Here is a 23,550-nt window from a genome sequence, read left to right on the forward strand (position 1 = left end):
TGCGCCATGATGAGGCCGCTGCAATTCATTCTTCTGTTGATCCTCATTTTGGCAAATACAGTGCAGGCAGCCGGGACCGCGCAAAAACTGGAAATCATCTCTCGCACCCGGCTGGAGGGCGTGCAGGTTCGCCTTGACGAGCAGGATCGCCAGTGGCTTCGGGCACACCCGGTATTGCGCATCGGCGCCTCCGGGCCGGACTATCCTCCCTTTGAATTGACCCGCAACCGGCATGAACTGGAAGGCCTCACGGCCGAGTACGCCGACGCGATCGCACAAGTGCTGAATGTCCGGATCGAGGTCTGGTGCTACCCCGACCGCGAAAGCGCCATGGCCGCGCTCAAGGCCGGCGAACTGGATTTGCTGGGCACCTCGAACAACTATGAGATTGCCGATCCCGAGCTGATGCTGTCTCGCGCCTATGCCGAAGATCAGCCGATGTGGGTGACCCGGCTCGACGAACCGTTGCCCGATGATCTGGCAGGCAAGCGCATCGCCATGGTGGATGACTACCTGCCGGTTTCGACCATCCAGAAGGCTTACCCGCAAGCCACCTTGCAGCGTTATCGCTCGATTCTCGATGCCCTCGGCGCCGTGGCATTCGGGCGAGATGATCTGTACCTCGGCGATCTCATCAGTGCCAGCTATCTGATCAACATCAACTTCCATAACGACCTGCAACTGGCCGGCCCTTCGGGCCTCGACGCCAACCCGTTTGCCTTTGCCCTGACTCGCAGTAATACCCGTTTGAAACGTCTGGTCGACAAGGCCTTGCTGGCCATTCCCATGGAGCAGCGCCTGGCCATGGAACTGCGCTGGAGTGCCGGGCGTGCGGACATGACGGGGCAAGCGCGGGTAAGTCTCAGCAGCAGTGAACAGGCGTGGCTCGACCGGCATCCGAGCGTACGTGTCGGTGCGATCGAGGATTTCGCCCCGTTGACGTTCTTTGATGCCGAGGGAAAAGTGCAGGGGCTTACGGCGCAGTTGTTGAGCCTGATCAGTCAGCGCAGCGGCCTGAAGTTCGAGATCGCACGGGGGCAGTCACTGGACCGACAGATCAAACAATTGAAGGCCGGGGAACTTGATCTGCTGCCCGTGGTGACACCCAGCAGCGAGCGTGAACTCGAAATGCGCTTCTCACGGGCCTATCTGAACAATCCGTTCGTGCTGGTCAGCGGTGTATCGGCGTCGGGCGTAAGAACCCTGGACGACATGGCCGGCAAACGGCTGGCAATCTATCGCGGTCACCCGTTGCGCGATTACCTGCTGGAGCGAGTACCGCAGCTCAAATTGGTCGAAGTATCAAGCCCGGCAGCCGGGATGGAAGCGATTGTCAGCGGGCAGGCCGATGCCACGCTGAGTTCGTTGATGGTGGCGCGTTATCTGATTTCCCGTCAGTACCGGGGGCGTACCCGGATCGTCGGTACGGTGGGGGATCAGCCCGCCCGGATTGCATTGGCCACCGCACCGGATGCCGTGGTGTTGCATTCGATTCTGAACAAGGCGCTGTTGAGCATCGCCCCCAAGGAGCTCGACGATCTGGTCGAGCGCTGGGGCCGTGACGCGGTTGCCGATGACAGTTACTGGCAGCGCCATCGACGGGAGATCCTGCTTGGATTCGCCGGTGCGTCCGGGCTGTTGCTGCTGGCGTTGGGCTGGATCGCCTTTCAGCGTCGGCAGATTCGCCAGCGCCAGCAATGGCTGCTTCAACTGCAGGAAGCCAAGGACGCGGCGGATGAAGCCAACCGGGCCAAGAGCACCTTTCTGGCTGTCATGAGCCACGAAATCCGTACGCCCATGAATGCCTTGCTGGGCATGCTCGAACTGGCGCTCAAACATGCCGATGAAGGCGTGACCGACCGTGGGGCTATCCAGGTGGCGTCCACGGCGGGGCAGCAACTGCTGGCATTGATCGGCGATATTCTCGACATTGCACGCATTGAATCCGGTCAACTGTCACTGGCCCCCGAACGCACCCATCTGCGTGAGTCGGTGTTGTCGGTGTGTCGGATTTTCGAAGGCGTGGCGCGCCAGAAGCAGTTGTCGTGGCATGTCGAACTGGATGAGCGCAGCAATGTCGAGGTGCTGCTCGACGCCCTGCGTTTCAAACAGGTGTTGTCGAATCTGCTGAGCAATGCGATCAAGTTTACCGATGAAGGCGATGTGAGCCTGCGATTGCAAGTGTTCGCCGTGCGGGACGGGCTACTGGAAATCGGCGTTGTCATCGAGGACAGCGGCCGGGGCATCAGCGCCGAAGATCAGCAACGCTTGTTCAGCCCCTTTGTGCAGGTCGGCAACCAGTCGTTGTCGGCCCGCAGCGGTTCCGGTCTGGGGCTGGTGATCAGCCGCAGCCTGTGCCGGATGATGGGCGGCGACCTGTGGATGACCAGTGAACCCGGACGAGGTACACAAGTCATGCTGCGCCTTGAAGTGCCCGTGCTGGAGTCGCCCGCTCAGGAGGACGTTGCGACGCCGACAGTGACGGCGGCAAAGCCGCTGGACGTATTGGTGGTGGACGACCATCCGGTGAATCGTCTGCTGCTGTGTCGGCAGTTGAGTGAGCTCGGGCATCGCTTTGTCGACATCGGGAGTGGTGAACAGGCGCTGGATCTGTGGCGCGGTCAATCTTTCGATGCGCTGATCACCGACATCAACTTGCCCGGGCTCAACGGTTATGACCTGGCGCGAGCGATTCGCAAAGAAGAGACGGCGGCGAGCAGGACGCCTTGTCTGATTCTGGGGTATACCGCCAATGCACAGCTGGAGGAAAAGCAGCGATGCCTGGCAGCCGGAATGGATGATTGTCTGTTCAAACCGGTTTTGCTGCGGGAGCTGAACCTGGCGCTGATGGCCGCAGTGCCTGACGAAACAAAAGTCGGAGGAATGGACGATCGGGTATTGCCCGGTTTCAATCTGAGCTCGCTCTTGCAACTGGCGGGAGCGGACAACCCGCTTATCGGGCAGTTGCGTGAGGAGGTGCTGAGTAGTCTGCGTACCGACCTGGAACGTCTGGAGGAATCAGGGCGGGAAGGTGATCGTGCAGGCTTGAAGGATCTGGCACATCACATTACAGGCGGGGCGCATGTGATCGGTGCCGAGCGCGTGGTTTCGGCGTGCCGGATACTTGAACAGGCCTGCGGGGACGGTGAACCCGAGGCCGCATTGAACGTTGCAATCGAATTGCTGCGCGTGGCCATGCACGACCTCGCGCAGCAACTTCAGGCCTGAGCGGTCAGTCCCACTGCGGCGCGATGCCTTGGGGGCTGGTCAGGCGCTGGCCGCGCTCCAGTGTGCCGATCAGCGCCATATCGGCGTCGCTCAGCGTCAGCGCGGTGGCACCGAGGTTACTTTGCAGGTTGGCGCGCTTGGTCGACGACGGAATCACCGCGTAGCCCGATTGCATCGCCCACGCCAGAGTGACCTGCGCCGGAGTCGCTTGCAGGCGCTCGGCAATCTGCACGATCAACGGATCCTTCAGCACTTCGCCATAGGCCAGGGTCATGTACGAGGTGATCTGAATACCCTGGCTCTGGGCAAATTCCACGACCTTGCGGTTTTGCAGGTACGGGTGCAGCTCGATCTGGTTGGTGGCGATGTTCTCTGCGCCAACCGCTGCAATGGCTTGTTTCATCAGGTCGATGGTGAAGTTGGACACACCGATCTGCCGGGTCAGGCCCAGGCGTTTGGCTTCCAGCAGGGCGCCCATGAACTCTTCCACCGGCACCTGATCTTCCGGCGACGGCCAGTGGATCAGCGTCAGGTCGAGGTAATCGGTCCGCAGTTTTTGCAGGCTCTCCTTGAGGCTTTCGATCAGACGATCCTTGGCGAAGTTGGCGATCCAGATCTTGCTGGTGATGAACAGCTCTTCGCGGGCGATGCCGCTGGCGGCGATAGCCTGGCCGACCTCGGCTTCGTTCTCGTAGATTTGCGCGGTGTCGACGACCCGGTAGCCCAGTTCGAGGGCGGTGCTCACCGAATCGATGACCACCTGACCTTGCAGGCGAAACGTACCAAGACCGAAAGCGGGAACAGACATCTAGAACTCCAGGGTTGCAGTGAGAATGGACGGAAGTATCCGCTGCTGCTTCCTTGAGAAAAACCGCTGTCGGGGCAAAGTACTGTTGACTGAAAGTCACGAATCACTGTGATGCGGTATCGTTCCATCAGTAGAACGATGAGGCCGATTTTGGCTGACTAGTGCTAAATACGTGGTGAATTTATGATCAGTCCATGATCAACCTCAATTCGGAGCCCACCATGAAAAACCTCATCGGTATCTACACCAGCCCTCGCGGCCACTGGGTCGGCGATGGGTTTCCGGTTCGTACACTGTTTTCCTACGACAACCTGGGCAAGCACATCAGCCCGTTCCTGCTGCTTGACCATGCAGGTCCCGCGCATTTCACCCCGACCACTGAACGACGTGGCGTGGGGCAGCACCCGCATCGTGGTTTCGAAACCGTGACCATCGTTTATGACGGCGAAGTGGAGCACCGCGATTCCACCGGCAGTGGCGGCAAGATCGGCCCCGGCGACGTGCAATGGATGACGGCTGCTTCCGGAATCCTGCACGAGGAGTTTCACTCCGCAGATTTCGCCAGAACGGGTGGCAACCTGGAAATGGTGCAGCTGTGGGTCAACCTGCCGGCCAAAGACAAAATGGCTGAACCGGGTTACCAGACCATTCTCGACAGCGATATCCCGAACGTCGCCCTCCGGGACGGTGCCGGCAACCTGCGTCTGATCGCGGGTGAATTCGACGGTCACAAGGGGCCTTCCCGGACCTTCACGCCCATCGATGTCTGGGACCTGCGCCTCAATGCCGGCAAGTTGCTGACGCTGGAGCTGCACGAAGGCCGCAACACTGCGCTGGTGGTGCTGCGTGGCTCGGTCCGGATCAACGGCGAGGAGTCGGCGGGGGTAGGGCAACTGGCGTTATTCGAGCGTGAGGGTGACCGCCTGACGCTTGAGGCCAGCGAGGACGCGATGGTGTTACTGCTCAGTGGCGAACCGATCGATGAGCCGATCGTCGGTCATGGCCCGTTCGTGATGAATACCGAGCAGGAAATTCATCAGGCGTTCGTTGATTTCCAGTCTGGCCGGTTTGGACGGATGCCCGCGTAGATCGACATTGTGGGAGCCAGCGTGCTGGCTCCCACAGCTTTTTTTCAGAGGGCCTTCAATAGCCCTTATCCCGCCAAATCAATTGCTCCTACACTAAGCCCAATCTGTGCGATCTTCTCGCGATTGACCTCTGTCGGAGTTGTTTGATGCTGTCACTGCTGACTGAACATCCGTTGTTCTGCGCGTTGATCCTGATCCTGCTCGACCTGGGACTGTGGCGCCTGATCAGTTCCCACGGCAGCGAATGGAAGCTGCTGGTGCGGGTGCTGATTTTCAGCCTGTTCAGCGTGCTGCTGTTCAACGAAGGTCTCAATCCTATGGAGCCGGCGCCGTGGGCCGACAATGTGCCGCTGCATCTGGCGGCAACCGGGTTGCAGATCGGCTGGTGGCTGTTTGGCGCGCGCACGCTGACGGTGTTAATCGGCGCGGTGATGATGCAGCGGGTCGGTCACACCGGACGGCTGCTGCAGGATCTGCTCGGCGCAGTGATTTTCCTGATTGCCATCATTGCAGCGCTGGCCTATGTTCTGGACCTGCCGGTCAAGGGCGTGCTGGCCACGTCCGGAGCGCTGGCAATCATCGTCGGTCTGGCATTGCAGAGCACCCTGAGCGATGTGTTCTCCGGGATCGTCCTGAATACCACCAAGCCCTATCAACTCGATGACTGGATTTCCATCGACGGCACGGAAGGGCGGGTCACCGACATCGACTGGCGCGCTACGCGCCTGCAAACCTCACAGGGCAGCATGGCGGTGATTCCCAACTCGCTGGCGGCCAAGGCCAAGATCATCAACTTCAGCCGCCCGAGCAACATGTTCGGTGTTGCCGTCAGTGTGCAGGTCAGCCCCCATGCGCGGCCGAACTCGGTGATCGATGCCCTGGAGCGGGCGATGCAAGGCTGCCGCCCATTGCTGGACAACCCGGCGCCAAGCGTCGCGTTGAAGAGTTCGAGCAGTGCCGGCGCGGAATATGAAATCAGTGGTTTCGTGGCGTCGATGAGTGAGAAGCGTGCGGTACGCAATCAGTTGTTCGATCTGGCTTACCGGCATCTGCAAGCGTCCGGAGTCAATCTGCTGTCGAGCGACGAACCCGCCGCTCCGGCCCACCTCTCACGGCCACGGGCGCTGCTTGACAGCTCGCCGATTTTCTCCACCCTGCGTCAGGAAGAAAAAGAGACTTTCAGCCAGAACATGGCCCTGCAAACCTTCCGTGCCGGCGAGATCATTCTGGCGGGCGGGGAGGTCAGCGATCATTTGTTCATCATCGAGTCCGGTGTGGTTTCGGTGACGTTGAACCGGCACGGCGTACCGTTCGAATCAGGACGCATGGGGCCGGGGGAGGTGATCGGTGAGGCCGGGATCCTTTCCGATACCTCGTTGCCGGCCGACTTTTCCGCCAAGACGTTCTGCGCCCTGTACCGCATCGAGAAGTCGTATCTCAAGCCTTGCCTGGATGCCCGTCATGACATCAACGATGCAATGAAGGCGCTGCTCGATTTCCGCCTGCTCAAGGCGCAGGCGCTGACTCAGGAAACGCCGGTAGCCGTGCCGAAAAGAGGTTTCCTGCAGTGGCTGCGCCATCGCGCCTGAGCCGGATCAGCGGCGTTCGTATCCAGCGAGTTTCTGTTCGAGGTTCTGGCGCACCTGCGGCCATTCGTCATCGATGATGCTGAAACGCACCGAGTTGCGCTTGCGGCCGTCGGGCATGATCCGTTCGTGTCGCACGATGCCTTCTTGCTGTGCGCCCAGACGCAGGATCGCGTTGCGTGATTTCTGGTTGTTTTCGTCGGTGGTGAATTGCACGCGCACGCAATCGAGCACTTCGAAGGCGTGGCGCAGCATCAGGTACTTGGCTTCGGTGTTGACGAAGGTTTTCTGGAAGCGCGCCGAGATCCAGCTACTGCCGATCTCCAGCTTGCGATTGAGCGGATCTATCTTCCAGAAACGGGTCGAGCCGATCACCTCGCCGGTTTCCTTCAGCACGATGGCAAACGGCATGACCGTGCCGGCCTCACGCCCGTCGAGGGCCTTTTTCAGATAGCTGTCGACGGTGGTCGCCGACGGCACCACAGTGACGGTGAGATTCCACAGTTCGCCGTCCGCGGCGGCGTGGAGCAGGGCGTCGGCATCGGAATATTGCAGGGGGCGCAGGACGATGCCCTGGCCTTCCAGTGTGATGTGCATGGGGCGTGGCTCTCGGCAGTTCGGGCGAGGGCTTATTACGCCGCATCGGGCAGAGTCGTTGCAACCGCCGGTTCAGGCGGCAAGGCCGATTGGTGAAATCAATTGTCGATTCAATGCCCGGATCCCGTATACATGGCGACCATCGGCGGAACGATCCGCGTCTCCATGCATAAGGACCGAGCAATGAGCGAGCCACGCCTGACGAATCTGAAACAGTATCTGCAACGATTGGGGTTCGACACGCCCCCGGCGCCGACCCTTGAGACCCTGCGACTGTTGCAGTTGCGTCATACCGGCGCCTTTCCTTTCGAGAATCTGTCGACCCTCTCTGGCGAGCCCGTGCTGATCGATCTGCCATCCATCCAGCGCAAGGTCCTGGACGATGCTCGTGGCGGTTACTGCTACGAACTCAACAATCTGTTTCTGGCCTTGTTGCTGGAGCTGGGGTTCGATGCGCGGGGCATCAGCGGCCGCGTGGTCATGAATCAGCCTGAAGGCAGCTGGACGGCGCGGACTCACCGACTGAGCCTGGTGACCCTCGACGGCGTGCGATACATCACCGACGTCGGCTTCGGCGGCATGGTACCGACCGCGCCGCTGGTGCTCGATACCGAAGCCGAACAACCCACGCCCCATGAACCCTATCGCATCGAAGTGCAAGCCGATGGCTACATGCTGCGGGCCAGAGTCGCCGGCGAATGGCGGCCGATGTATCTGTTCGATCTGCAACGCCAGGAAGACATCGATTACACCCTTGGCAACTGGTACGTCTCGACGCACCCGGACTCCCCGTTTGCCCAGCGCCTGATGGTCGCGCGTACGGGCGACGGCTGGCGGCGCACGTTGAACAACGGCAGTTTCGCGATCCATCGCATCGGCGCCGAGAGCGAGCGGCGCGAGGTGACGGATGTCGATGAGCTGATCGAATTGCTGGAACGGGAGTTCGGCCTGCGCTTGCCGCACCAGCCTGGTGCGCGTCTGGCGCTGGCGCGCTTGATTCAGCCGAACTGAAACCTATGGTTTTACATCCGGCTCCAGTACTCGCCGGATTTCGTTCACGGCCGCCGACAGTTTTTTCTCAAGACTCTTGAGGTCGGTGGCGGTGATGCCTTTCTTGAATTGACCGATGGAATGCTCGAGTTCATCGGCATCGCCACGGCTGTTAAGCAGTGCGTGGCGCAGCGTATTGTTGATTACCGTCTGATAGCCATACCCCTCGCTTTCAGCGACCTCGCGCGCGGCCTCGATGACCGCGTCATCGAGCATGATGGTGATGCGGGTCTTGCCCTTGTTGGAGGCGACGGCGCCGCGTTTACCTTGGCTGAAATCGTACTCATCCTTCATTGATCAAGTCTCCGGAAAGTATTGGCGTCGCTCGCTGGGTGTTGCGGTGCGCGCGGAAATGATTCGAACAATATTCGGCTCCCGATAGCTGTAAACAACGACCAGCAAACGTCCCTTGCCGTCGGTGCCGAGTGTGATCCAGCGTTGCTCGTCATGGTCGTTGTCTTCAATGGTCAGTGCTCGTTCGTCGTAGAACACCGGTTCGGCCTCGGCGAGGCTGATCCCTCTGTGCTTGAGTTTGTTGGCAGCATTCTTGCTTTTGTCGAACTGAATCTTGAATGACTTCATTATGCATACTTTATATGTATAAAAAAGAGCGCGGCCGCACCGTCGGTCGCCATGAACACTTCAGCCTAGGTGGATAAAACGCGGGGCCAGTTAACGATGTGTTGCCGGATTTGTGGGGGGATGGATGCGGCGGGATAGAAGGTTGGGTGGCTACCTATCCATAATGTGACTGATAAGTTGTATACAACTCTATGGACATTTGTCACAACTATTGAATACAGTGTGCGCATAACAAAAACCAGGGAACCCCCCACCATGAAAACGCCCCATGTTTCACACCAACGGCCCGAGGACGAAAACCTCGGGGTCGGCGCGAATATGGCTTACGGCCTGCAACATGTTCTGACCATGTATGGCGGTATCGTCGCGGTGCCGCTGATCATCGGTCAGGCTGCCGGGTTGTCGCCGGCGGACATTGGTCTGTTGATTGCTGCTTCATTGTTTGCGGGGGGGCTGGCCACGTTGCTGCAAACCCTGGGTCTGCCGTTTTTCGGATGTCAGTTGCCGCTGGTGCAGGGCGTGTCGTTCTCCGGTGTTGCCACGATGGTGGCGATTGTCAGCAGTGGCGGGGAGGGCGGCTTTCAATCGGTGCTCGGGGCGGTGATTGCCGCGTCGTTGATCGGTTTACTGATCACGCCGGTGTTCTCGCGAATCACCAAGTTCTTTCCACCGCTGGTTACCGGCATCGTGATCACCACCATCGGCCTGACGCTGATGCCGGTGGCCGCACGCTGGGCCATGGGTGGCAACAGTCATGCTCCGGACTTCGGCAGCATGCAGAACATCGGTCTGGCGGCGGTCACGCTGGTGCTGGTGCTGCTGCTGAGCAAGGTCGGCAGCTCCACTATCTCGCGTCTGTCGATTCTGTTGGCGATGGTGATCGGCACGGTACTGGCGGTGTTCCTTGGCATGGCGGATTTCTCCAGTGTCACCCAAGGGCCGATGTTCGGCTTCCCGACACCGTTCCATTTCGGCATGCCGACCTTCCACTTCGCTGCGATCCTGTCGATGTGCATCGTGGTCATGGTGACGCTGGTGGAAACCTCGGCGGACATCCTGGCGGTCGGTGAAATCATCGGCACCAAGGTCGATTCCAAGCGTCTGGGCAACGGCCTGCGGGCGGACATGCTGTCGAGCATGTTTGCACCGATCTTCGGCTCGTTCACCCAGAGCGCCTTTGCCCAGAACGTCGGGCTGGTGGCGGTGACCGGAATCAAGAGCCGTTATGTGGTGGCGACCGGCGGTATCTTCCTGGTGATCCTCGGCCTGCTGCCGTTCATGGGCCGGGTGATTGCGGCGGTGCCGACTTCGGTACTCGGCGGCGCCGGTATCGTGCTGTTCGGCACCGTGGCGGCGAGCGGCATCCGTACGCTGTCCAAGGTCGATTACCGCAACAACGTCAACCTGATCATCGTTGCGACCTCAATCGGTTTCGGCATGATCCCGATTGCCGCGCCGAATTTCTACGATCACTTCCCGAGCTGGTTCGCGACCATTTTCCATTCGGGCATCAGTTCGTCGGCGATCATGGCGATCCTGCTGAACCTGGCGTTCAACCACTTCACGGCGGGTAACTCGGATCAGCAGTCGGTATTCGCGGCGGCAGAAGAGCGGACCCTGCGTTATCGGGATCTGGCGGCGCTGCGCGAGGGCGACTACTTCAGCGACGGCAAGCTGCATGACTGCGATGGCAATGAAGTGCCGGTGATCGATCCGGATTCGGATCACGGTCATGGCGCACCGAAAGTGCATGCCAAGAGCAGCGAGCACGTCTGACTGCTGTTTCTGAAACAGAAAAGGGCCGATCAGTTGAGAAACTGATCGGCCCTTTTTATGGCACGCACTTTTTCAACGCCCACAAAAAAGCCCCTGAATCTTTCGATTCAGGGGCTCTGTATTTGGCTCCACAACCTGGACTCGAACCAGGGACCCAGTGATTAACAGTCACTTGCTCTACCAACTGAGCTATTGCGGAATTGGTGCGTATGTTACTGATTTAAAAAGACTAGTCAAGCTTTGCCGGATATTTTTTTGCTGAACGGTTTTCAGCCGCCGAATGTGAAGGTGCCCATCAGCAGTTTTGCGTACAACGCTGTGGCCGCCAGTTGCACCAGCCAAAGGGCCAGTCCACCGAGAAACACGCCGGCCGCCACTTGCAGTACCAGGCTCTTTTCGCGTTTGCCCGAGGTGCGGGGCGGATAGTAGTCCAGCTCATCGCGGTCGGCGCGCAGGTCATCGTTTTTCATGTCGGTTCTCTGAAATATCGTCTGTGTGCAGTCTAGAGGGTGTTGCGGCTTTTCTTCAGACAAATAAAAACGGGAAGCCCGAAAGCTTCCCGTTTCAGTGCTGCGCCGGATCAGATGACCTGAACGATGGCGTCCGTCACGACTTCGATGTTGCTCTGGTTCAGCGCGGCGACGCAGATGCGGCCGGTGTCCAGGGCGTAGATGCCGAACTCGTTGCGCAGGCGGTGAACCTGCTCGGTGGTCAGGCCGGAGTAGGAGAACATGCCGCGCTGACGGCCAACGAAGCTGAAATCACGCTGCGGGGCTTTCTTCGCCAGCAGAGCAACCATCTGCTCGCGCATGCCGCGAATGCGCAGGCGCATTTCGGCCAGTTCCGCTTCCCACTGGGCGCGCAGTTCCGGGCTGTTCAACACAGCGGCGACAACGCTTGCACCGTGAGTCGGCGGGTTGGAGTAGTTGGTGCGGATCACGCGCTTGACCTGCGACAGGACGCGGGCGCTTTCTTCTTTCGATTCGCTGACGATCGACAGCGCGCCGACGCGCTCGCCGTACAGCGAGAACGACTTGGAGAACGAGCTCGACACGAAGAAGGTCAGGCCGGACTCGGCGAACAGACGCACGGCAGCGGCGTCTTCGGCGATGCCGTCACCGAAACCCTGGTAAGCCATGTCGAGGAACGGCACGTGACCTTTGGCCTTGACCGCTTCCAGCACGTTGTTCCAGTCCGCCGGGCTCAGGTCGACGCCGGTCGGGTTGTGGCAGCAAGCGTGCAGCACGATGATCGAGCCGTTCGGCAGGGCGTTGAGGTCTTCGAGCAGGCCGGCACGGTTCACGTCGTGGGTGGCGGCGTCGTAGTAACGGTAGTTCTGCACCGGGAAACCGGCGGTTTCGAACAGCGCGCGGTGGTTTTCCCAGCTCGGGTCGCTGATCGCCACAACGGCATTCGGCAGCAGTTGCTTGAGGAAGTCGGCACCGATTTTCAGTGCGCCGGTCCCGCCGACGGCCTGAGTGGTGACCACGCGGCCAGCGGCCAGCAGTGGCGAATCATTGCCGAACAGCAGCTTTTGCACAGCCTGATCGTAAGCAGCGATGCCGTCGATCGGCAGGTAGCCACGGGAGGCGTGCTGAGCAGCACGAATGGTTTCGGCTTCGATGACGGCGCGCAGGAGTGGAATTCGCCCCTCTTCGTTGCAGTACACACCCACCCCGAGGTTGACCTTATTGGTCCGGGTATCGGCGTTGAATGCTTCGTTGAGGCCCAGGATTGGATCGCGGGGTGCCATTTCGACAGCGGAGAACAGGCTCATTTTTACGGCAGCTCTAATGGAGAGTGGAGGGACGTGTGGCGCTCCAGCCGAATGCACTAGAGCGGTGCACAAACGGGGAGCTAGTATAGAGGCCATCATCGATCAATGGCGACAGGCGAATCGGATTTTCAGGTAAGTTTTTCCGATTATTTCTCGACCGTTAGTCGAATGGACTTGTCGGAGACTTTACCGGATGTAGGACGTTTGCCTTGAAAGGAGAGGCAATCGGCTCCACATTCAGCACAATCTTCGTTTTTCCTTGCGCGACATCGGTCGTTTGCGGTCTTTCTCGTGGTGCTGCGGTTTGCCGCCGGCGTCGCGATTCCAGAGGTGTTTATGTCTGAATTCCAGCTCGTCACCCGATTCGACCCTGCCGGCGATCAGCCTGAAGCCATTCGCCAGATGGTCGAGGGCATTGAAGCCGGGCTGGCGCACCAGACCCTGCTCGGTGTGACCGGTTCGGGCAAGACCTTCAGCATCGCCAACGTGATTGCCCAGGTGCAGCGTCCGACCCTGGTGCTGGCGCCGAACAAGACCCTGGCCGCGCAGCTTTATGGCGAATTCAAGTCGTTCTTCCCGAACAACGCCGTCGAATACTTCGTTTCCTACTATGACTACTACCAGCCCGAAGCCTATGTGCCGTCGTCCGACACCTTCATCGAGAAGGATGCGTCGATCAACGATCACATCGAGCAGATGCGTCTGTCGGCGACCAAGGCATTGCTCGAGCGCAAGGACGCGATCATTGTCACCACGGTGTCGTGCATCTACGGTCTGGGCAGCCCGGAAACCTATTTGAAAATGGTCTTGCACGTCGATCGCGGCGACAAGCTCGATCAGCGCGCGCTGGTACGGCGCCTGGCCGACCTGCAATACACCCGCAACGACATGGATTTCGCCCGGGCGACGTTCCGGGTGCGCGGCGACGTGATCGACATTTATCCGGCCGAATCCGACCTCGAAGCGATCCGCATCGAGCTGTTCGATGACGAAGTGGAGAGCATTTCCGCGTTCGACCCGCTGACCGGCGAAGTCATCCGTAAACTGCCGCGCTTCACCTTCTACCCGAAAAGCCACTACGTGACGCCCCGGGAAACTCTGCTCGACGCCATCGAAGGGATCAAGGTCGAGTTGCAGGAACGTCTGGAATACCTGCGCAATAACAACAAACTGGTCGAAGCTCAGCGTCTGGAGCAACGGACCCGGTTCGACCTGGAGATGATCCTCGAACTCGGCTACTGCAACGGCATCGAAAACTACTCGCGCTATCTCTCGGGGCGTCCGGCCGGCGCTGCGCCGCCAACGCTCTACGATTACCTGCCGGCGGATGCATTGCTGGTGATCGACGAATCCCACGTCAGCGTGCCGCAAGTCGGCGCGATGTATAAGGGCGACCGTTCGCGTAAAGAAACGCTGGTGGAATACGGCTTCCGCCTGCCATCGGCGCTGGATAACCGGCCTATGCGCTTCGACGAGTGGGAAGGGGTGAGCCCGCAGACGATTTTCGTCTCGGCCACGCCCGGCAACTACGAAGCCGAACATGCCGGACGAGTGATCGAACAGGTTGTGCGCCCGACCGGTCTGGTCGACCCGCAGGTGGAAGTGCGCCCGGCGCTGACTCAGGTTGACGATCTGCTTTCGGAAATCACCAAGCGCGTGGCGCTGGAGGAGCGGGTGCTGGTCACCACGCTGACCAAGCGCATGGCCGAGGACCTGACCGATTACCTGGCCGATCACGGCGTACGCGTGCGTTATCTGCACTCGGACATCGACACTGTCGAACGGGTGGAAATCATCCGCGACCTGCGCCTCGGCACCTTCGATGTGCTGGTGGGGATTAACCTGCTGCGGGAAGGCCTGGACATGCCGGAAGTGTCGCTGGTGGCGATTCTCGATGCGGACAAGGAAGGCTTTCTGCGTTCCGAGCGTTCGTTGATCCAGACCATCGGCCGTGCGGCACGTAACCTCAATGGCCGGGCGATTCTCTACGCGGATCGCATTACCGGTTCGATGGAGCGTGCCATCGGCGAGACCGAGCGCCGTCGTGACAAACAGATAGCCTTCAACCTGGCCAACGGCATCACGCCGAAGGGCGTGTTCAAGGACGTCGCCGACATCATGGAAGGCGCCACCGTGCCCGGTTCGCGCAGCAAGAAGCGCAAAGGCATGGCCAAGGCCGCCGAAGAAAACGCCAAGTACGAAGCGGAATTGCGTTCGCCAAGCGAGATCACCAAACGCATCCGCCAACTGGAAGAGAAGATGTACCAGTTGGCCCGCGACCTGGAATTCGAAGCGGCGGCGCAGATGCGCGACGAAATCGCCAAAATGCGCGAGCGGCTTTTGGCAGTCTGATTCGAGTCAGTGTGCCTCCCCGGCCTTCAGTCCGGCAGGCAATTTCTTGGTCAGCAATATCGCCAACATGCTGATCCCCAGCGCAATCCCGACAAAATGAAAGGCATCGTTGTAGGCCATGATCAGCGCCTGCTGATGGACGATGTCACTCAATTTCCCCAGCGCCGCCGTATCACTGCCAAAGCGATCGGTCATCGACGCCAGGCGTTCGGCCACCTGCGGATTGGTCGGCACCACCGCTTCGCGCAAATAATCGAAGTAGGTCTTGGTGCGAGCATCCAGCAACGTCGCGAGCAGGGCAATGCCGATGGCGCCGCCGAGGTTGCGCAGGATGTTGAACAGGCTCGACGCCGACCCCGCATCCTGCGGCAGGATATAAGCCGTGGCGATCAGCGAAATGGTCACCATGATCAGCGGCTGGCCGAGGGCGCGGATGATCTGGATCTGGTTGAATTGCGGCCCGGCAAAGTCCGGGTTGAGCACGCCGGATGAGAAACTTGCCAGCCCGAACAGACCGAACCCCAAGGTACACAGCCATTTGGGCGACACGAACTTCATCAGCTTCGGCACCAGCGGAATCAGGAACAGCTGCGGCACGCCCATCCACATGATCACTTCGCCGATCTGCAGGGCGTTGTAGTTCTGGATCTGCGCCAGATACAGCGGCAGCAGATAGATCGAGCCGTAGAGGCCAACGCCCATGCCCAGGCTGGAAATACTCGACAGCCCGAAGTTTCGATTGCGCAGGATGCCGAGATTGATCAGCGGGTTGGGCTTGGAAATCTGTACGATCACAAAGGTGATCAGGCTCAGCAGGGCGATGCTGCCCAGCGTCACGATCAGGCTCGATTCCAGCCAGTCCTTGCGATGGCCTTCTTCAAGAAACACCTGCAGGCAACCAAGGCCGATGCCCAGCGTCAGGATGCCGGTGTAATCGGTGCTTTTCAGCAGTTCCCAGTGCGCCTCTTTCTTCTCGAGGCCGTACATCAGCCCGGCGATCATGATCAGCCCCGGCGGCACGTTGATATAGAAGATGTACTCCCAGCCCCAGTTTTCCGTGAGCCAGCCGCCGAGGGTCGGTCCGATGGACGGGGCGAAAGTGGCGGTCATGGCGAACATTGCCATGCCTTTGGCGCGGTGGTGTTCGGGGAGTTTGATCAGGGTCAGGGTGAAGGCCAGCGGAATCAGCGCACCGCCAGTGAAGCCCTGCATGGCGCGAAACACGATCATGCTGTCGAGGCTCCAGGCCATCGAGCACAGCAAGGACGAAATCAGAAACCCCAGCGACACCCACACCGCCAGCCGTCGCGCCGAAAGCAACTGCACCAGCCACGCGGTCAGCGGGATCATGATGATTTCCGCCACCAGGTACGAGGTGGAAATCCACGAGCCTTCCTCCAGGGTCGCCGACAGGGCGCCCTGAATGTCCTTGAGTGACGAGTTGGTGATCTGGATATCGAGCACCGCCATGAAGGCGCCGAGCATGACACTCATCACCGCGATCCAGTCCCGCCGGGTCGGTTCGCCGACCGGGCGGATCAGTTGATCACCGGCCATTGTCTGGGGCGTCTTTGATATTCACGGTGGCGGTGACCGACATGCCCGGACGGATTTTGCCGTGCAGCGGGTTGTCAGCCTTGAAGGTCAGTTTGACCGGAATCCGCTGTACGACTTTGGTGAAGTTGCCGGTGGCGTTATCCGGCGGCAACAGGCTGAACTGCGCGCCGGAAGCTGCGAAAAGGCTGTCGACCCGGGCTTCGATCGGCGTATCGCCATAAGCGTCGAAGAGCAGTTCGGCCTTCTGCCCCGGCTGCATGTGGCCGATCTGGGTTTCCTTGAAGTTGGCCTGCACCCAGATGTCTTCGTCCGGGACGATCGACAGCAGGTACGCGCCGGCCTGAACAATCTGGCCATTGCGGGCGGCGCGCTGGCCGACGAGGCCGCTGATCGGCGCGTGGATTTCGCTACGGGTCAGGTTCAGTTCGGCCTGGGCGAGGTCGGCACGGGCGTTGGCGATCTGCGCATCGAGGCGCTTGATCTCGGCATTCAGCGCGCTGACCTGCTGGCGCTGGCTCTGCGCATCGGCCTGGGCCTTGGCCACTTGCGAGCGGGCGATGTGGTTGTCGGCGGAGAGGGTGGTGACCCGCTCCTCGGAAACGAAACCGGGTTTGCGCAGGGCTTCTGCGCGGGACAGGTCAATCTGCGAGCGGCCCAGTGTGGCTTGCGTGGTTGCCACTTGCGCTTCGCTGGCGGCGATCAGGCTGGATTGTTGAGTCAGTTTGCTCTGAGCCTGCAGGCGCTCGGCTTCACGGGTGGCGAGGGCGGCATTGGCACGATCGACGGCGAGGCGGAAGTCGTCGCCTTCGAGACGCACCAGCAACTGGCCTTTTTCCACGTGCTGGTTGTCCTGCACCAGGACTTCGTCGATGCGCGCGCTCAACTGGCTCGACACGCGGGTGATTTCACCCTGGACATAGGCGTTGTCGGTGCTTTCATAAAAGCGCCCCTTGAAAAACCAATGAGCGAAAAAGCCCCCGGCAATCAGCAGGACGAGCAGCAGGAAAATGAACAGGCGACGCTTGAGTTGGGCAGGCATGGGCAAACTGTAGTCGAGGAATTGTAAGGAAAGTTATCAGCAGGCGAATCTGGCATACAGCCGATGAACGGTAAATGCCGTCTGCTGATATTCAGCCATTCACCGCGGCCTACGGGCGTTACAGACGCAAAATTGGCTTAAATGCCCTGCCCGCTGGAGCGGGGCGGGTGTCGCCTGTTACCATTCGCCGCTTGATTGTTCTTTGCTTTTCATTCTTTTCGAGACATGCCATGACCACCGTCCGCACTCGCATCGCGCCATCGCCTACCGGGGATCCCCACGTAGGTACCGCTTACATCGCATTGTTCAACTACTGCTTTGCCAAGCAGCACGGCGGTGAGTTCATCCTGCGCATTGAAGACACCGATCAACTGCGTTCGACCCGCGAGTCCGAACAGCAGATTTTCGACGCTCTGCGCTGGCTCGGCATCGACTGGAGCGAAGGCCCGGACGTCGGCGGCCCACACGGTCCTTATCGCCAGAGCGAACGTGGCGACATCTATCAGAAGTATTGCCAGCAGCTGGTCGACATGGGCCACGCTTTCCCATGCTTCTGCACTGCGGAAGAGCTGGATCAGATGCGCGCCGAGCAAATGGCACGCGGCGAAACTCCGCGTTACGACGGCCGTGCACTGTTGCTGTCCAAGGAAGAAGTCGCGCGCCGTCTGGCTGCCGGCGAGCCGCATGTGATCCGCATGAAAGTGCCGACCGAAGGCGTCTGCGTGGTGCCGGACATGCTGCGTGGCGATGTCGAGATCCCGTGGGATCGCATGGACATGCAAGTGCTGATGAAGACCGACGGCCTGCCGACGTACTTCCTGGCCAACGTGGTCGACGACCATCTGATGGGCATCACTCACGTGCTGCGCGGTGAAGAATGGCTGCCATCGGCACCGAAACTGATCCTGCTCTACGAATACTTCGGTTGGGAACAACCGGAGCTGTGCTACATGCCGCTGCTGCGTAACCCGGACAAGAGCAAGCTGTCCAAGCGCAAGAACCCGACCTCGGTGACGTTCTACGAGCGTATGGGCTTCATGCCTGAAGCGATGCTCAACTACCTGGGCCGCATGGGCTGGTCGATGCCGGACGAGCGCGAGAAGTTCTCGCTGCAGGAAATGGTCGACAACTTCGACCTCAAGCGCGTGTCGCTGGGCGGGCCGATTTTCGACATCGAGAAGCTGTCGTGGCTCAACGGTCAGTGGCTGCGTGATCTTCCGGTGGAAGAGTTCGCCGCTCGCGTACAGAAGTGGGCGTTCAACTCCGAATACATGATGAAGATCGCGCCGCACGTCCAGGGTCGCGTCGAAACCTTCAGCCAGGTTGCACCGCTGGCCGGGTTTTTCTTTGCCGGCGGGGTTAATCCTGATGCCAAGCTGTTCGAGTCGAAAAAGCTCTCGGGTGATCAGGTTCGTCAACTGATGCAGTTGATCCTGTGGAAACTGGAAAGCCTGCGTCAGTGGGAGAAGGACAGTATCACCGCGACGATTCAGGCGGTGGTCGAATCTCTCGAGCTGAAACTGCGTGATGCGATGCCGTTGATGTTTGCGGCGATCACTGGTCAGGCAAGTTCGGTATCGGTGCTCGATGCGATGGAAATCCTCGGGCCGGACCTGACCCGTTTCCGTCTGCGCCAGGCGATTGACCTGCTGGGCGGCGTGTCGAAGAAAGAAAACAAAGAGTGGGAAAAGCTGTTGGGCGCTATCGCCTGATTGCGTTTGACTCTGCAGGACGCGCCGCAGGTCAGGATCTTTTGATCCCGTCCTTCGGCGTTTTCCCCCGAATTTACGGGGGGAGGGCGGTAAGTGATTGTTATGCCGACAAAAAATTTTGAAATTTTTCAAAAATAAGTTTGACAGGCTTTCGATACGCCCTTAAGATTCGCCCCGTCCTCAGCGATGACATCAACGATGAGGGGCTATAGCTCAGCTGGGAGAGCGCTTGCATGGCATGCAAGAGGTCGACGGTTCGATCCCGTCTAGCTCCACCAATTTACACTTCGAAGCCTGGCCACACCGGCTTCGAAGCGATCAACACTCAGCGTTGATCAGTTGTATAGAAGGGTTTGCGTCCCCTTCGTCTAGTGGCCTAGGACACCGCCCTTTCACGGCGGTAACAGGGGTTCGAGTCCCCTAGGGGACGCCAGTTTTACAGAAGCGATGTTACAAGTAGTCGCTCCGCCGCGAGGCGAAAAATCCGGGGCTATAGCTCAGCTGGGAGAGCGCCTGCATGGCATGCAGGAGGTCAGCGGTTCGATCCCGCTTAGCTCCACCAATTTACAGTTCAAGGTCTGGCCACACCGGCCTTGAATCGATCAGATCTCAGCACTGATCAGTTGTATAGAAGGTTTGTGTCCCCTTCGTCTAGTGGCCTAGGACACCGCCCTTTCACGGCGGTAACAGGGGTTCGAGTCCCCTAGGGGACGCCACGATTACCCGCCTTGCGGGATTTATAAGGGTCATTCAATTATTGAATGGCCCTTTTGTTTGTCTGGCGTTTGGCCAAATCTCCTTTTTCCTTAAACTGTGCTTCAGACCAGCGGTCATATTTTCGACTTGCAGAATATTATTATGAGAATAATATTCTAATCGTAATATTCGGAGGCAACGATGAACGACAAAAAAGCTCAAACCCGCGAACGCATCCTCAAGGCTGCCAGCGCCGCTCTGATCCAGCGTGGCCCGGCCGAGCCGAGCGTGGGTGAAGTGATGGGCGCCGCCGGCCTGACTGTCGGTGGCTTCTATGCGCACTTCGAAAGCAAGGACGCAATGATGCTTGAGGCGTTCAAGCAGTTGCTGGGTCGCCGCCGGGACCTGATTGCCGACATGGACTCCGAATTGACCGGCGAAGAGCGTCGCGCCCTGGTGGCTGCGTTCTACCTGTCGCGCAAGCACCGTGACTCCAGTGATTCGGCCTGCCCGATCCCGGCCTCCATCGGCGAGCTTGGGCGGCTGCCGGAAGCGTTTCGCATAGCGCTGAACGAGCACCTGGAACTGATGATCGCGCAGTTGGCTTCAAGCCCTGAAGACATCGATAAAGCGTTGGCCGACGTGGCCCTGATGGTAGGTGGTCTGGCGCTCTCAAGGGCGTTGGGGCCTGGTGATCTATCCGATCGATTGCTGCGCGCTGCCAAATCGGCGGTGCGTTGACCTGAAGGCAACAAGCCTGAGGAGAGAGCGATGAGCACGTTGAAGTGGGTTCGCGGCGTTAATGGCACCTTGGGCTGGTTTGCACCGAAGCTGGTGGCAAGAAAAATGCGGCTGGCATTCATGACGCCCCGCGCAAATTCACCGCGGGATTGGGAATTGCCGCTGCTGGCTAAATCCGAGCGGATCACTTTGCGCTTCGGTCTCTCCGCACTGCGTTGGGGGCAAGGCCCGACGGTTCTGCTGATGCACGGTTGGGAAGGGCGGCCGACCCAGTTTGCCGCGCTGATTACGGCGCTGGTGGAATCCGGTTATACGGTCGTCGCGCTCGACGGCCCGGCCCACGGTCGTTCGCCAGGACGTGAAGCCAACGTCGTATTGTTCGCCCGCGCCATGCTCGAAGCCGCTGCTGAATTGCCACCGCTGCAAGCGGTCATCGGTCACTCCATGGGTGGCGCCAGCGCCATGCTCGCAGTGCAACTGGGCCTGCGCACCGAAACCCTGGTCAGCATTGCCGCGCCGGCCCGAATTCTGGGCGTGTTGCGCGGGTTTGCCCGCTACGTCGGAATGCCGCCGAGAGCTCGTTCTGCCTTCATCCGCCAGGTCGAACAGGACGTCGGCATGCGCGCCGCCACCCTCGATGTCGCTCACTATCAACTGGATATGCCAGGCCTGATCGTGCATGCCGAGGACGACACCTTCGTCTCGGTCAAGGAATCCCAACTGATCCACGAATCCTGGTTCGACAGCCGACTGCTGCGCCTGGAGACCGGCGGTCACCAGCGCGTGCTGGCCGACCCTCGGGTGATTGATGGCGTGTTATCACTGCTCGCCGGGCGCAGCCTTCAGGCGCGGCAATCGGCCTAGTCATCCGTTACACTGCCCCGGTTGAATCATTTGACCGGGAGTAGGGCATGGGCTGGGATCGGGCAACGCCGTTTACCATTGATCTGCAAGTGGGCGCCGAGGACATCGACGGGCTGGGGCACGCGAATAACGCGGTTTATGTGTCCTGGCTCGAACGCTGCGCCTGGCGCCACTCGCAGCGGCTGGGGCTGGATCTGGTCGAGTACCGGCGTCTGGATCGGGCGATGGCGGTGGTGCGGCACGAAATCGATTATCTGGCGGCCGCCTACGAAGGTGACGAACTGCAATTGGCGACCTGGATCGTCGATTGGGATCAGCGCCTGAAAATGACCCGTCACTTCCAGTTGATTCGCCCCAGCGACAACACCACGCTACTGCGCGCCCAGACCACTTTCGTCTGCATCGAACTGTCCACCGGCAAGCCCAAGCGCATGCCCGCCGAGTTCATTGAAGGTTACGGCCCGGCCATCCAGACAGCGGAAATGGGTTTAACCCGCGAAACCCAGTAAACTGCCGCACGTTTTTCCTTGAGTGTGTGTTTCCCATGCAAATTGCTCTGGCGCCGATGGAAGGGTTGGTCGACGACATCCTGCGCGATGTCCTGACCCGTGTCGGCGGTATTGACTGGTGCGTGACCGAGTTCATCCGCGTCAACGACCAGTTGCTGACTCCGGCCTATTTCCACAAGTTCGGTCCCGAACTGCTCAACGGTGCCCGCACTGCTTCCGGCGTGCCACTGCGCGTGCAATTGCTGGGTTCCGACCCGGTGTGCCTGGCGGAAAACGCTGCGCTGGCCTGCGAATTGGGCTCTGAAGTGATCGATCTGAACTTCGGCTGCCCGGCCAAAACGGTCAACAAGTCCCGTGGCGGTGCGGTGCTGCTCAAGGAGCCGGAGCTGCTCAACCAGATCGTCGAACACGTGCGACGTGCGGTGCCGGCGCACATTCCCGTCACCGCCAAGATGCGCCTGGGTTTCGACAGCCCGGATGGCTCGCTGGTCTGTGCCACGGCACTGGCCGAGGGCGGCGCCGAGCATATCGTGGTTCATGCCCGGACCAAGATGGACGGCTACAAGCCGCCGGCCCATTGGGAGTGGATTCCGCGTGTGCAGGATGTGGTCAAGGTGCCGGTGTTTGCCAACGGCGACATCTGGAGTGTTGAAGACTGGCGTCGTTGCCGGGAAATCAGCGGCGTCGAGGACATCATGCTCGGTCGTGGTCTGGTTTCGCGTCCCGATCTGGCCAAACAGATCGCTGCCGCCCGTGCCGGCGAGGAAGTGGTCGAGATGACCTGGGCCGAACTGATGCCGCTGATTCAGGACTTCTGGCTGCAAGCCAAAGCGCAGATGACTGCGCGCCAATCGCCGGGCCGTTTGAAGCAATGGCTGGCGATGCTGACCCGCAACTATCCCGAGGCCACCGAGCTGTTTACCGTGCTTCGCCGCGAAACCGAGCCGGACCAGGTCTCGCGTTTGCTGGGCTTGCCGGTCGCCGAAGCCGCCTGAAAAAATCTTCAAATAATCTCTTGAAAACAAAACGCAGGTCCCTATCTAAGGGTTACGCGATGCCGAATTCGGGTCGCGGAGACAAAAACCTTGCTGATTGTTTTCAGGAGATTTGAACCATGAGTACTGCATTTTCCCTCGCGCCACTGTTCCGTTCCTCGGTAGGTTTCGACCGTTTCAACGACCTGTTCGAAACCGCCCTGCGCAACGAGCCAGGCAGCAGCTATCCGCCTTACAACGTCGAAAAACACGGTGACGATCAATACCGCATCGTCGTGGCGGCGGCCGGTTTCCAGGAAGAAGACCTGGAACTGCAAGTCGAGAAAGGCGTGCTGACCATCAGTGGCGGCAAGCGTGACGCGAACGAAGGCGTCACTTTCCTGCACCAGGGCATCGCCCAGCGTGCATTCAAGCTGTCCTTCCGTCTGGCCGATCACATCGAGATCAAGGCCGCCGGCCTGAGCAACGGCCTGCTGAGCATCGATCTGCTGCGCGTGATCCCGGAAGAAGCGAAAGCCAAACGCATCCCGATCAACGGGACGCAGAAGCCGGCTCTGCAATAAGCCGACCGACAAGAAGGGCGCCGAAAGGCG

Annotated in this window: 20 protein-coding genes and 5 tRNA genes; 16 read left to right on the plus strand and 9 right to left on the minus strand. The window is 59.8% G+C overall.

Annotated elements, in window-relative coordinates; all coding sequences use genetic code 11:
• The first annotated feature begins 6 nt into the window (after positions 1-6).
• Complete coding sequence (locus CAG02_RS25710) at positions 7-3,228, plus strand: ATP-binding protein (protein ID WP_139831914.1); 3,222 nt, start codon at positions 7-9, stop codon at positions 3,226-3,228.
• Between the two features lie 4 nt (positions 3,229-3,232).
• Here the strand turns inward: CAG02_RS25710 and dkgB are convergent, their stop codons facing one another.
• On the minus strand, positions 3,233-4,036 hold the full coding sequence (gene dkgB / locus CAG02_RS25715) for a 2,5-didehydrogluconate reductase DkgB (RefSeq protein ID WP_085711978.1): 804 nt from the start codon (positions 4,034-4,036) through the stop codon (positions 3,233-3,235).
• Between the two features lie 221 nt (positions 4,037-4,257).
• Between dkgB and CAG02_RS25720 the strand changes: the two genes are divergently transcribed.
• Together CAG02_RS25720 and CAG02_RS25725 are read left to right on the plus strand one after the other, a co-directional pair.
• Entirely contained in the window at positions 4,258-5,124 is an 867-nt protein-coding gene (locus CAG02_RS25720) for a pirin family protein (RefSeq protein WP_085712127.1), read from the plus strand.
• A gap of 146 nt (positions 5,125-5,270) precedes the next feature.
• The gene (locus tag CAG02_RS25725; RefSeq protein ID WP_085711979.1) at positions 5,271-6,713 is read left to right on the plus strand and encodes a mechanosensitive ion channel family protein; all 1,443 of its coding nucleotides are present in this window, start codon (positions 5,271-5,273) and stop codon (positions 6,711-6,713) included.
• Between the two features lie 6 nt (positions 6,714-6,719).
• Here the strand turns inward: CAG02_RS25725 and CAG02_RS25730 are convergent, their stop codons facing one another.
• Positions 6,720-7,307: a GNAT family N-acetyltransferase gene (locus CAG02_RS25730; RefSeq protein WP_085711980.1), complete on the minus strand. Its 588-nt coding sequence runs from the start codon at positions 7,305-7,307 to the stop codon at positions 6,720-6,722.
• Between the two features lie 183 nt (positions 7,308-7,490).
• On the opposite strand from CAG02_RS25730, the gene CAG02_RS25735 reads away from it, so the two are divergent.
• Complete coding sequence (locus CAG02_RS25735; protein ID WP_085711981.1) at positions 7,491-8,318, plus strand: arylamine N-acetyltransferase; 828 nt, start codon at positions 7,491-7,493, stop codon at positions 8,316-8,318.
• A gap of 3 nt (positions 8,319-8,321) precedes the next feature.
• On the opposite strand, the gene CAG02_RS25740 is transcribed toward CAG02_RS25735, so the two are convergent.
• Positions 8,322-8,651: a BrnA antitoxin family protein gene (locus CAG02_RS25740; RefSeq protein ID WP_085711982.1), complete on the minus strand. Its 330-nt coding sequence runs from the start codon at positions 8,649-8,651 to the stop codon at positions 8,322-8,324.
• 3 nt (positions 8,652-8,654) lie between these two features.
• A complete protein-coding gene (locus CAG02_RS25745) occupies positions 8,655-8,939 on the minus strand; it encodes a BrnT family toxin (protein ID WP_085711983.1) in 285 nt (94 codons plus the stop codon).
• A gap of 255 nt (positions 8,940-9,194) precedes the next feature.
• Between CAG02_RS25745 and CAG02_RS25750 the strand changes: the two genes are divergently transcribed.
• A complete protein-coding gene (locus tag CAG02_RS25750) occupies positions 9,195-10,715 on the plus strand; it encodes a nucleobase:cation symporter-2 family protein (protein WP_085711984.1) in 1,521 nt (506 codons plus the stop codon).
• Between the two features lie 123 nt (positions 10,716-10,838).
• On the opposite strand, the gene CAG02_RS25755 is transcribed toward CAG02_RS25750, so the two are convergent.
• From CAG02_RS25755 to CAG02_RS25765, 3 genes are all read right to left on the minus strand, one after another.
• Positions 10,839-10,914, minus strand: a tRNA-Asn gene (locus CAG02_RS25755).
• Positions 10,915-10,984: 70 nt separating this feature from the next.
• A complete protein-coding gene (locus CAG02_RS25760) occupies positions 10,985-11,185 on the minus strand; it encodes a hypothetical protein (RefSeq protein WP_065257405.1) in 201 nt (66 codons plus the stop codon).
• 110 nt (positions 11,186-11,295) lie between these two features.
• Positions 11,296-12,492 carry an amino acid aminotransferase gene (locus CAG02_RS25765; protein ID WP_085711985.1) on the minus strand — a complete coding sequence of 399 codons (1,197 nt, stop codon included), beginning with the start codon at positions 12,490-12,492 and terminating at the stop codon, positions 11,296-11,298.
• Positions 12,493-12,828: 336 nt separating this feature from the next.
• On the opposite strand from CAG02_RS25765, the gene uvrB reads away from it, so the two are divergent.
• Entirely contained in the window at positions 12,829-14,844 is a 2,016-nt protein-coding gene (gene uvrB, locus CAG02_RS25770; RefSeq protein ID WP_085711986.1) for an excinuclease ABC subunit UvrB, read from the plus strand.
• Between the two features lie 6 nt (positions 14,845-14,850).
• On the opposite strand, the gene CAG02_RS25775 is transcribed toward uvrB, so the two are convergent.
• On the minus strand, positions 14,851-16,341 hold the full coding sequence (locus CAG02_RS25775; protein ID WP_170931647.1) for an MDR family MFS transporter: 1,491 nt from the start codon (positions 16,339-16,341) through the stop codon (positions 14,851-14,853).
• A gap of 49 nt (positions 16,342-16,390) precedes the next feature.
• On the minus strand, positions 16,391-17,440 hold the full coding sequence (locus CAG02_RS25780) for an HlyD family secretion protein (protein WP_085711988.1): 1,050 nt from the start codon (positions 17,438-17,440) through the stop codon (positions 16,391-16,393).
• Between the two features lie 230 nt (positions 17,441-17,670).
• On the opposite strand from CAG02_RS25780, the gene gltX reads away from it, so the two are divergent.
• The 10 genes from gltX (at position 17,671) to CAG02_RS25830 (ending at position 23,520) form a co-directional block, all read left to right on the plus strand.
• Positions 17,671-19,152, plus strand: coding sequence for a glutamate--tRNA ligase (gene gltX, locus CAG02_RS25785; RefSeq protein WP_085711989.1), 1,482 nt, complete (start codon positions 17,671-17,673; stop codon positions 19,150-19,152).
• A gap of 202 nt (positions 19,153-19,354) precedes the next feature.
• Positions 19,355-19,430, plus strand: a tRNA-Ala gene (locus CAG02_RS25790).
• A gap of 79 nt (positions 19,431-19,509) precedes the next feature.
• A tRNA-Glu gene (locus CAG02_RS25795) sits at positions 19,510-19,585 on the plus strand.
• A 53-nt stretch (positions 19,586-19,638) separates the two neighbouring features.
• A tRNA-Ala gene (locus CAG02_RS25800) sits at positions 19,639-19,714 on the plus strand.
• Between the two features lie 78 nt (positions 19,715-19,792).
• A tRNA-Glu gene (locus CAG02_RS25805) sits at positions 19,793-19,868 on the plus strand.
• 181 nt (positions 19,869-20,049) lie between these two features.
• Entirely contained in the window at positions 20,050-20,589 is a 540-nt protein-coding gene (locus CAG02_RS25810) for a TetR/AcrR family transcriptional regulator (RefSeq protein ID WP_085711990.1), read from the plus strand.
• 30 nt (positions 20,590-20,619) lie between these two features.
• Positions 20,620-21,453: an alpha/beta fold hydrolase gene (locus tag CAG02_RS25815; RefSeq protein ID WP_085711991.1), complete on the plus strand. Its 834-nt coding sequence runs from the start codon at positions 20,620-20,622 to the stop codon at positions 21,451-21,453.
• Positions 21,454-21,500: 47 nt separating this feature from the next.
• Entirely contained in the window at positions 21,501-21,962 is a 462-nt protein-coding gene (locus tag CAG02_RS25820) for a thioesterase family protein (RefSeq protein ID WP_085711992.1), read from the plus strand.
• A gap of 35 nt (positions 21,963-21,997) precedes the next feature.
• A complete protein-coding gene (locus CAG02_RS25825; protein WP_085711993.1) occupies positions 21,998-22,957 on the plus strand; it encodes a tRNA-dihydrouridine synthase in 960 nt (319 codons plus the stop codon).
• 119 nt (positions 22,958-23,076) lie between these two features.
• Positions 23,077-23,520 carry an Hsp20 family protein gene (locus tag CAG02_RS25830; RefSeq protein WP_085711994.1) on the plus strand — a complete coding sequence of 148 codons (444 nt, stop codon included), beginning with the start codon at positions 23,077-23,079 and terminating at the stop codon, positions 23,518-23,520.
• The last annotated feature ends 30 nt before the right edge of the window (positions 23,521-23,550 follow it).

The organism is Pseudomonas sp. R43(2017) (assembly GCF_002112345.1).
Taxonomy (GTDB): domain Bacteria; phylum Pseudomonadota; class Gammaproteobacteria; order Pseudomonadales; family Pseudomonadaceae; genus Aquipseudomonas; species Aquipseudomonas kribbensis.

Excerpts from the sequence above, each read along its gene's own strand:
- CAG02_RS25710 (WP_139831914.1), top strand. The coding sequence starts at position 7 with ATGATGAGGCCGCTGCAATTCATTCTTCTGTTGATCCTCATTTTGGCA.
- dkgB (WP_085711978.1), bottom strand. The coding sequence starts at position 4,036 with ATGTCTGTTCCCGCTTTCGGTCTTGGTACGTTTCGCCTGCAAGGTCAG.
- CAG02_RS25720 (WP_085712127.1), top strand. The coding sequence starts at position 4,258 with ATGAAAAACCTCATCGGTATCTACACCAGCCCTCGCGGCCACTGGGTC.
- CAG02_RS25725 (WP_085711979.1), top strand. The coding sequence starts at position 5,271 with ATGCTGTCACTGCTGACTGAACATCCGTTGTTCTGCGCGTTGATCCTG.
- CAG02_RS25730 (WP_085711980.1), bottom strand. The coding sequence starts at position 7,307 with ATGCACATCACACTGGAAGGCCAGGGCATCGTCCTGCGCCCCCTGCAA.
- CAG02_RS25735 (WP_085711981.1), top strand. The coding sequence starts at position 7,491 with ATGAGCGAGCCACGCCTGACGAATCTGAAACAGTATCTGCAACGATTG.
- CAG02_RS25740 (WP_085711982.1), bottom strand. The coding sequence starts at position 8,651 with ATGAAGGATGAGTACGATTTCAGCCAAGGTAAACGCGGCGCCGTCGCC.
- CAG02_RS25745 (WP_085711983.1), bottom strand. The coding sequence starts at position 8,939 with ATGAAGTCATTCAAGATTCAGTTCGACAAAAGCAAGAATGCTGCCAAC.
- CAG02_RS25750 (WP_085711984.1), top strand. The coding sequence starts at position 9,195 with ATGAAAACGCCCCATGTTTCACACCAACGGCCCGAGGACGAAAACCTC.
- CAG02_RS25760 (WP_065257405.1), bottom strand. The coding sequence starts at position 11,185 with ATGAAAAACGATGACCTGCGCGCCGACCGCGATGAGCTGGACTACTAT.
- CAG02_RS25765 (WP_085711985.1), bottom strand. The coding sequence starts at position 12,492 with ATGAGCCTGTTCTCCGCTGTCGAAATGGCACCCCGCGATCCAATCCTG.
- uvrB (WP_085711986.1), top strand. The coding sequence starts at position 12,829 with ATGTCTGAATTCCAGCTCGTCACCCGATTCGACCCTGCCGGCGATCAG.
- CAG02_RS25780 (WP_085711988.1), bottom strand. The coding sequence starts at position 17,440 with ATGCCTGCCCAACTCAAGCGTCGCCTGTTCATTTTCCTGCTGCTCGTC.
- gltX (WP_085711989.1), top strand. The coding sequence starts at position 17,671 with ATGACCACCGTCCGCACTCGCATCGCGCCATCGCCTACCGGGGATCCC.
- CAG02_RS25810 (WP_085711990.1), top strand. The coding sequence starts at position 20,050 with ATGAACGACAAAAAAGCTCAAACCCGCGAACGCATCCTCAAGGCTGCC.
- CAG02_RS25815 (WP_085711991.1), top strand. The coding sequence starts at position 20,620 with ATGAGCACGTTGAAGTGGGTTCGCGGCGTTAATGGCACCTTGGGCTGG.
- CAG02_RS25820 (WP_085711992.1), top strand. The coding sequence starts at position 21,501 with ATGGGCTGGGATCGGGCAACGCCGTTTACCATTGATCTGCAAGTGGGC.
- CAG02_RS25825 (WP_085711993.1), top strand. The coding sequence starts at position 21,998 with ATGCAAATTGCTCTGGCGCCGATGGAAGGGTTGGTCGACGACATCCTG.
- CAG02_RS25830 (WP_085711994.1), top strand. The coding sequence starts at position 23,077 with ATGAGTACTGCATTTTCCCTCGCGCCACTGTTCCGTTCCTCGGTAGGT.